This is a genomic window from Cryobacterium sp. Hh7 (genome assembly GCF_004403155.1).
GTDB lineage: Bacteria > Actinomycetota > Actinomycetes > Actinomycetales > Microbacteriaceae > Cryobacterium > Cryobacterium levicorallinum.
Map to the genome: position 1 here is coordinate 54,918 of NZ_SOHG01000021.1, position 7,215 is coordinate 62,132.

The window sequence follows — 7,215 nt, forward strand, 5'->3', positions numbered from 1 at the left end:
AGGAAGTGGTTTCGGGGCGCCGACACGCTGCTGCTAGGGGCGCCGCTCTCGCTCTTGGCCAGAGGCATTGTCTTCGAGCTGCTGGATGGTGCTGTCGAAGGCGTAGTGGGCGCCCAGACTCGTGCCGCGCACCGGCGTTTTCATCTCGTCCAGTCGGTACGACAGTGCGTGCTTCTCGCCGGGCTTCCCCGCGCGACTGACACGGAGGTTCACGGTCACGTGGTTCTCGGACATGACCTCGACGAAACCGTCGAGGTCCACGGAGCGAGGGTCGTCCATCGAGTCTTCGAAGGCGGAGCGGATGATGTCGTGGTTTGAGGTCTGACCCTTGGTAGCCATGCGCCGATCGCGGGTGCTGCGATTCTCAGCTTTCTGTTTCGTCATCGAGGGGAGCTTCTGTTCGACGCCGTACTCGACACCGCGCTGCTTGATAAAGTTATCAGCGCGCTCACGCAGCCGGCCGATGTCAGTGAGGGCGCCGGACATCTTGCGCCCGGCTTCCCAGATCTGGCCGTCGACCTCCATGCGCTCGACGACGACCGCTTGAAGGACCCCATGCACATGGAACGCTCGCGACGCTGAATCGGCCTGTCCGACGCATTTCATTTGGACGCCTGGAAAGAGGCCCGTCATCATCGTCACGACGAACTCGAATGCCCGTCGAACCTGCTCGGGATCGTCGGGGTTCACCTCGTCGAGGCCGAAGCTGACGATCACGTGCACCGCCTGAATCTCGTCGACGTAGCCGTCGCCCTCGCGGCGGACGTGCGTTGCCGCGGCGCTGCCTGCTGCGAGCGCCCAGTACTTTCGTCCGTTCGGGCGCGCGCGCCGGACATGAGTCGCAACCTCGCCAGGCTCGGGCAGCTCGTACTTCGCTGGGACCTTCCGCTTCGCGCCCTGCTTGCCGTGCATACGGCGTACCGCGGCGAACTCCCGCTCGGCGGTGGGGACTCGGCACCGGATGCCCTCTGAGTACAGCACGCGGGGCTCAGTGCCGCCGGCCTTCTCTTTCTCCGTGTATCGCAGAAGACGTGCGGCGACCGCCGTCTTGCCGATCACTACGACAGGAATGGCAGGACCTTCAGCGCTTTCGCGTCGCGCTCGGCATCCGTCATCATCTGCCACCGGATATCAGTCAAAGCGCGCTCGACCCCGCGGATCGCATCGGTGTCGACCTGGCCCGTCGCGTTGGCAACCTTTACGATTTGGTTCCAGTTGTGACCAATGAAATGAATCTCTCGCGTGCGCTCGTTGTAGCTCTTCGTGACCTCACGAACTGCATCCCGGAACTCGATCAGCAGTGCCTCATCGATGTCAACGGCGGGTCGCTGAGCTTTCGCTGACTGATACGACTCGTCGCGCTGGAGTGCTGCGAAAAGCCCGATCACTTCGCGAATGGCGTCGGGTCCCGATGCTGCCCCGAGCTCCGTCTGAACGAACGCGAGATCAGCTGCGTGGTCAGCCGTCATCCTCACGGTGACGACGACATCCTTGACCGGGCGGGCCGAGCTGCGCTCGTTCGCCCTCTCGCTCGCAGCTGTGCTGCGGCTCACGGCTGAAGACTCCGCGGCCACCTGAGGGGTGTCCGCATCGGCCATCGTCGGGCGCTCCCAGCTCTTCGCTACGCTCATAGCCCGCGCCCTCCGTGTGTCTTGTTCACTAGCCTGTTTCGCATCCGGAACTCCGCTTCTTCGAAGCTTGGTCCCGTGCTCAACAGCCTAGTGAACAAGACACTGGCAAGCAATCCGACCGAAATCATTTTTGCTGCGCTCGATGATTCGGTCGGACCGGGCAGTCCCTCTCGCTCCGCGCGATAGTCTGCCCTTTGCTTGCGGGGGCGCTGCCCCTCTGACCCTGATCAAGGCGGGCGCTGCCCCCTCGATACTCCACCCGGTTAAGAGGGCGATGCCCTCCCCAATGGTCTCCCCACACGACGAAGCCCCGCATCGCCTAAATGGTGATGCGGGGCTTCGTCGTGTCAGGTGCTCCTGCTACAGGCCGAGCTTGGCCCGCAGCTCCACGATCCGTTCGCTCTCGCTCACATCGCCTGTGGTGGCCTCGACGCCGTACTTCACGTACAGCTCATCGATCAGCTCCATACGCTGCTTGTCGCGGTTGGCGATCACCTTCGTGCGGAGCATGCCCGTACGCTTCTCGGCAGCAGCGAGGAGCTGTTCCACGGTCTTGGGTGGTTTGCGTGATGGCTTGGCCGTTGTCGTCCAAGGGATTGCCCGCGTGGCCACTTCGCTATTCGGGAAGTCATTCATAAGTGTTCCTTTCGTCTTTCATCGTTTTTCTACGCGCTGCTCGACGTAGCTCGTGTCGAGAAATCCACCTGCGGTCTACGTCGTGCTGTGATCAACGGCCACCCCCGGCCGCGCCGCGCCGCGGCTGCTGCGCGTGACCGGATAGCCAAGCTTGTCCAGCGCGTCGCCAAGCTTCGTTCGACCGAGCACGTGCGCCTGGTGTATTCCTTCGTCAGACGCCCACGATCCGTACGCCTCAAGCCGCTCCGTGGTCGTGTCACCGCCGTTGGTCGGTACATCGGTGCATCGCGCATCGACGAACCTCCGAACGGCGTCCTGCGATTCTGCATATTCTTTCGTGGCCGTCGTCACCGATTTTGGCTCACCCAGACCATTGGTCTGGTAATCGACGAGTCCCTTTATCGCCCACGCAAGCACGGTATCCGCGACGCTGTCGAGCTTTGAGCCCAAATGAGGGTCCTGCTGATCCTTGGGGATGACGACGCCGAACGGGATGACACGGACTCGCGCCCAGGTGGCCGGGTCGTTCGCTGGAAGTTTCGGCAAAAAGTTCGTGATCATCAGAATCAAAAATGCGGGTGGGAACTCGAACGGGGAACCATACAGCTCGCGAGCAGTGATGCGGTCGCCGCCCGTCATGCGCTTCATAAACGCCGCAGCGATTCGGGCGCGCTCCTCCAACTCCGATACAACGAGAAAGCGAACGCCGCGCAACTTCGCCAGCCCCGGGGTGGCACCCTGAGCATTGCCGCCCCGTTGGACTTCGAAGAAGCCGTCTTCCGCCACGGCAGCGTAGTCGCCGAGTGCGTTCATCACGGCACCGTAGGCGACGCCCTTACCGTTGGCACCGGTACCCGTTGCAATCGAAAAAATGTCTTCAACGACCGCACCGATCAGAGCTAGACCAATGATCTTTCGGAAGAAGCATTGAACTTCCTCTTCTGGGAGAACTGTCCCGAGGAACCCATTCCACAGGTCTGATTGAGCTGGCTGCGCCGGGTCGTAGATACCCCGCGTGATCTTCGTGATCAAGATGGCCGGATCATGCGGGCGGAGTTCCTGAATCCGAAGGTACAACGTGCCGTTCGGCATGTTCAACAAGTAGGCGTCAGCATCCAACTGATCAACCGAAGCGGTCGTACCTTGAAGGCTCGACGCTATTGTAAGTACGCCAGCGATGCTGCCCACTGTCTCGCAGGACCGCACCGAATCCAGATACTCTTTCGCCTCCTTCTTCAGGCTGGGGTTGCTCCGCGCGCGAGCCTCGGCGGCCATGGCCTGACCCTTCACCCTCATGCGCCAGGATCGTCCATAGGGTGCGCTGCTGAGATCATCGAGCATTACCGATCATGTGCTCGGAGAGGTACTGATCGAGGTCAGCGACTCTATAGACGATCCTGGCGCCTGACTTCCCGAGCCGGGCGTACGGCGGGCCCTCGCCGAGGGCGCGCCAATTGGCCAGCGTCTTACTTGCAACGCCGATGTAGGCACCGGCTATTGTGCTCGGAACGGCACAGGGCGGTGGGAAGCCGACTGCAGGTGCTGCGAAGGGCAGGGCGATTCTTAGGGGCATTATGTTCCTCGAAGGCTAAAAGCACTTCAAGGAACCTGATTAGCCGTCCGACGTTAGTCCGGAGCTTGGCGTGTTCACCTGCCGGGTCGAAGACCCTAACTCCTTTTCGTCATCTGAAGCTGGCCTAACCATAGCACAAATGCCCGCAATGACCCGTTCGCTTTGATTCGCACCCAGGACGACCCGTTCACTTTGACTTGAACCTTAGGCATAAACTACGTTCTAGTCATGACCTCGCGCCGTGCTGCTACAACCCGCCTCGATCCGGGTCATCACTCGATTGACAGGGCGATGCCTCGCGAGCGTGACGGTCAGTGGCTCCTCGACTGGTCTATCCGGCTCCACGATGGTCGCTTGGTGAAGAAGCGTTCTCAAGGCGCGACCAAGGGTCAGGTCCGCCAGCGAGCCAAGGTCACCGCAAAGGAACTGCTCGCCACCGGCGGTGGCGCGTGGAAGACGACATCATCGCTCGGAGATTACCTTGAGCAGGTGTCCCGACCCGCAATCGAAAATGCCAAGTTGAGACCGAACACTCAGACGAGGTATCTCCTCGCGCTGGGCCAACTGGCCGGCGACTGCAAAGCGCACTCACACGCGGACTCCCTGCGGGAGCACTCAATCGGCTCCGGCACTCGCTTCCGAGCATTGGAGGCGTGTCTTAAGGAGGTCGCAAAGCTGCACGGTACGGAGAGCGCGCGGCAGGCCCGGTCCGTCTTATCGAAGTACGTCCTCCAACAGCTGAACCGCGACGAGCTTATCCAAGGCAGTCCGCTGGCGGGGATGTCGATAGATCTCACGAGCGCCAAGCCGGCAGCCAGGAAAAGAGGGGGGCAGGCGCTCACGAAGAGCGAGTACAGCGCTGTCCTAGATTTCCTTCTAGGCCTCGATCCTGCCGAAGGTCAAACCAAGCCGAGTCGAGGCCGATGGTCGCTCGCTGACCGGATCGCCAAACGTCGCAATGCTGTCGAACTGACTCTGTTGCAGGCCACGACGGGGCTCCGAGTCTCCGAAGCGAACTCGCTCACCTGGGCGCACGTCGAGACCGGTGACGACGGCACGCTGCATTTAGGCGTAACTGCGGAAAATTCGAAGACCCACAGGGCTCGCCAAGTGCCCGTGCTCGACGCCAGGGTGGCCGAGCGCCTACTGACCCGCCAGAACTCGGCTGCAAGCAGCTCGGCCTACGTCATCGGCTCGCCGGCTGATCAGACAATTGTTTGGAACCGTGATAACTGTCAAAAGTCCACGACGGCGCTCTATCTTGAGCTGAGCGAGGCGCTCGATATCGCGCTGCTGAAGACGGCGAGGACGCACCTGTGGCGCGCGACGCTGAATTCGCTGCTCCTTGACCAGGTGTCGGAGGTGGTCCGGGCGGCCTTCTTCGGACACGACACGGCGATCAACCGGGCGGCGTACACCGACCTCGCGGATACGTCCAGCATGGTCACCGCAGCTAGACGGCTTCGTGCGGTCTAGGTCTCAAAAACTCCGCTCTAAACTCCGCTCTAGGTGCGGGTTTTGCGGGGATCAGCCGGGCACATTTGGGTCACTACAATATATATAAATGTTGATTTATCAGGAAATACGTGGCGCTGACCAGCCGTTTTGAGGTTCACCGATCATAATCGTGGTGTCGCGGGTTCAATTCCCGCTCCCGCTACACGGTATTTACTAAAATCGCCCCGGACTTCTGCGGAAGTCCGGGGTATTTTTTCGCCGAAATGCGGTTTTGCCACCATCAACCCCGCACATTGAATTAGCGAGTTCTTTCGATTTGATCGTTTCACCAGGCTGCATTGAGACGGATATTTCCACCTCCGAGCGGCCTGTTTGAGGGGAATTCGGTGCGGTCAATCGTGCGGCATGTTCACTGTCACAACCCCGCATAAACCCCGCAGATTGAGTTGCTGTCGCCGACTTTCGTAAGCGCCGTAGTTCCGGGCATTGGAACGCTCGCGTGGCAGTCGTCGGGGGCAGGGCAACCGCTCTCGTCGAGTGGCTGGAGGCAACCTTCATCGTGGATGTCGAGCAGAATTTGGATGTCGCGACGGATCTTCTCCGCGTACCCGACGATGTCGCTAAAGCGGTCCGGGTTGTTCCGCGCAAGCCAACAGCGGCCTCGTTGACTTTTGTTCTCACGCCGTTTCGGGGGATCTTTCTACATGCCGGTCTGCTTCATGACTTCCACTTTCCAGTCTGCGGCTGTGACGCCTGCGATGATGACGTCACAGACCTTATGGACGACCTCGAGTGGACGGTACGGACCGTCGTGTCCGGGGGCTACTCCGAGCGGTTGGATCTCTGGCCGGGCCAGTGGGTCGAGAATAAACTCAACGAGCCCGGGGTTCGGATGAGCTCCGGCCGCAGTCGGATCGGAGAGATATCCCCTGCGCGGGTGAAATTTACACGCAAAGGGCTACCTCCTGCCGGGATATGGTCACCGTGGCCATTGCGTCCGCAAGGCACCGATGTGGCCGACTCAGCGTCTGAGCATGCACCCGCCGGTCATTGAATCGGTGTGAGCGTAATTTTCTGACCGAGGGCCGCGGCCAGGCGGCTGAGCGTGTCCGCCGTTGGGTTGCCGATGCCGCGTTCGATTCGGCTGATTTCTGCCTGCTGAATCCCGGTGACACTCGATAAGGCTGGTTGGGTGAGGTCCTGGGCCTTGCGTGCTGCGGCGAGCAGTGCACCCAGTTCAACGCGGCTCACGAGCTCGGCGTCAAAGGAGACGCTGGCGGCCTCGTACACCGCTCGTGTCTCCTCAGACCACGCGACTTTCGCACGGGTGGCGAGGTCTTTGAAATCTTTCGACATGCTGCCTCCGTTCACCTTCAGTATGTGCTTTATCACATACGCAGTCAAGGCTGTTTGTGCTGCGTGCGTTGGGCGCGCTTCCACTGTTCGTGGATCGTGCGTGCCTTCGCGATCTCGCGCTGCTGACGCTTGTCGGAGGCATCCTTTTTCTTGTCGTAGCCGCTGTACAGCAGTACGATTTTGCCTCCATGAAAGGTGCAGAAGACACGGATGGGCACCGTGCGGTCAACGCTGACGAGATCCGAAGGCGGGGTGGCGTTCGCCTCCGTGAAGATTGAGTGAAGGGACTCTCGAACGCGGAACTCGTAGAGCCCGCCCGAGAGGGGCTTGCCCCACTCTCCGTTACAGATATCAATCCCGTGCCCCGCCAGGACATGCTCGATTGCGGCCGTCACGACGGCCTGCTCGTAGTCACCGAGGCTGGAGTAGAAGCGGGCGAACGACTCACCCTCGTACCCGATGGTTGAGCTGCTGCGGATATCTCGGACAGTGGGCCCTCTTAAAATGGGGCGTTACTGAAAGTAGAGATCAGCATGACCGCATCGCGGAGAAAATTTACCC

Annotated in this window: 9 protein-coding genes; 2 read left to right on the forward strand and 7 right to left on the reverse strand. The window is 60.8% G+C overall.

Going from position 1 to position 7,215, the window contains the following annotated elements:
* Positions 1 to 33: 33 nt before the first annotated feature.
* From E3T43_RS08635 to E3T43_RS08655, 5 genes are all read right to left on the reverse strand, one after another.
* A complete protein-coding gene (locus E3T43_RS08635) occupies positions 34 to 1,059 on the reverse strand; it encodes a relaxase/mobilization nuclease domain-containing protein (protein ID WP_166791279.1) in 1,026 nt (341 codons plus the stop codon).
* Positions 1,059 to 1,631, reverse strand: a complete 573-nt coding sequence (locus E3T43_RS08640) for a hypothetical protein (RefSeq protein ID WP_134472118.1) — start codon at positions 1,629 to 1,631, stop codon at positions 1,059 to 1,061. The genes E3T43_RS08635 and E3T43_RS08640 overlap by 1 nt, the downstream gene beginning before the upstream one ends.
* Positions 1,632 to 1,991: 360 nt before the next feature.
* Positions 1,992 to 2,267 (reverse strand): hypothetical protein, encoded by a 276-nt coding sequence (locus E3T43_RS08645; RefSeq protein ID WP_134472120.1) that lies wholly within the window; start codon positions 2,265 to 2,267, stop codon positions 1,992 to 1,994.
* A gap of 75 nt (positions 2,268 to 2,342) precedes the next feature.
* The gene (locus E3T43_RS08650) at positions 2,343 to 3,542 is read right to left on the reverse strand and encodes a phage/plasmid primase, P4 family (RefSeq protein ID WP_166791280.1); all 1,200 of its coding nucleotides are present in this window, start codon (positions 3,540 to 3,542) and stop codon (positions 2,343 to 2,345) included.
* Between the two features lie 55 nt (positions 3,543 to 3,597).
* A complete protein-coding gene (locus E3T43_RS08655) occupies positions 3,598 to 3,840 on the reverse strand; it encodes a helix-turn-helix domain-containing protein (RefSeq protein ID WP_134472124.1) in 243 nt (80 codons plus the stop codon).
* Positions 3,841 to 4,197: 357 nt separating this feature from the next.
* Between E3T43_RS08655 and E3T43_RS08660 the strand changes: the two genes are divergently transcribed.
* Positions 4,198 to 5,316: a site-specific integrase gene (locus E3T43_RS08660; protein WP_241978887.1), complete on the forward strand. Its 1,119-nt coding sequence runs from the start codon at positions 4,198 to 4,200 to the stop codon at positions 5,314 to 5,316.
* 481 nt (positions 5,317 to 5,797) lie between these two features.
* Positions 5,798 to 6,352, forward strand: coding sequence for a DUF6226 family protein (locus tag E3T43_RS19720; RefSeq protein WP_370449917.1), 555 nt, complete (start codon positions 5,798 to 5,800; stop codon positions 6,350 to 6,352).
* On the opposite strand, the gene E3T43_RS08665 is transcribed toward E3T43_RS19720, so the two are convergent.
* On the reverse strand, positions 6,346 to 6,654 hold the full coding sequence (locus E3T43_RS08665; protein WP_134472127.1) for a helix-turn-helix domain-containing protein: 309 nt from the start codon (positions 6,652 to 6,654) through the stop codon (positions 6,346 to 6,348). The two genes, E3T43_RS19720 and E3T43_RS08665, sit on opposite strands and share 7 nt — an antisense overlap.
* Positions 6,655 to 6,698: 44 nt before the next feature.
* A complete protein-coding gene (locus tag E3T43_RS08670) occupies positions 6,699 to 7,049 on the reverse strand; it encodes a hypothetical protein (RefSeq protein ID WP_134472128.1) in 351 nt (116 codons plus the stop codon).
* Positions 7,050 to 7,215 lie beyond the last annotated feature (166 nt).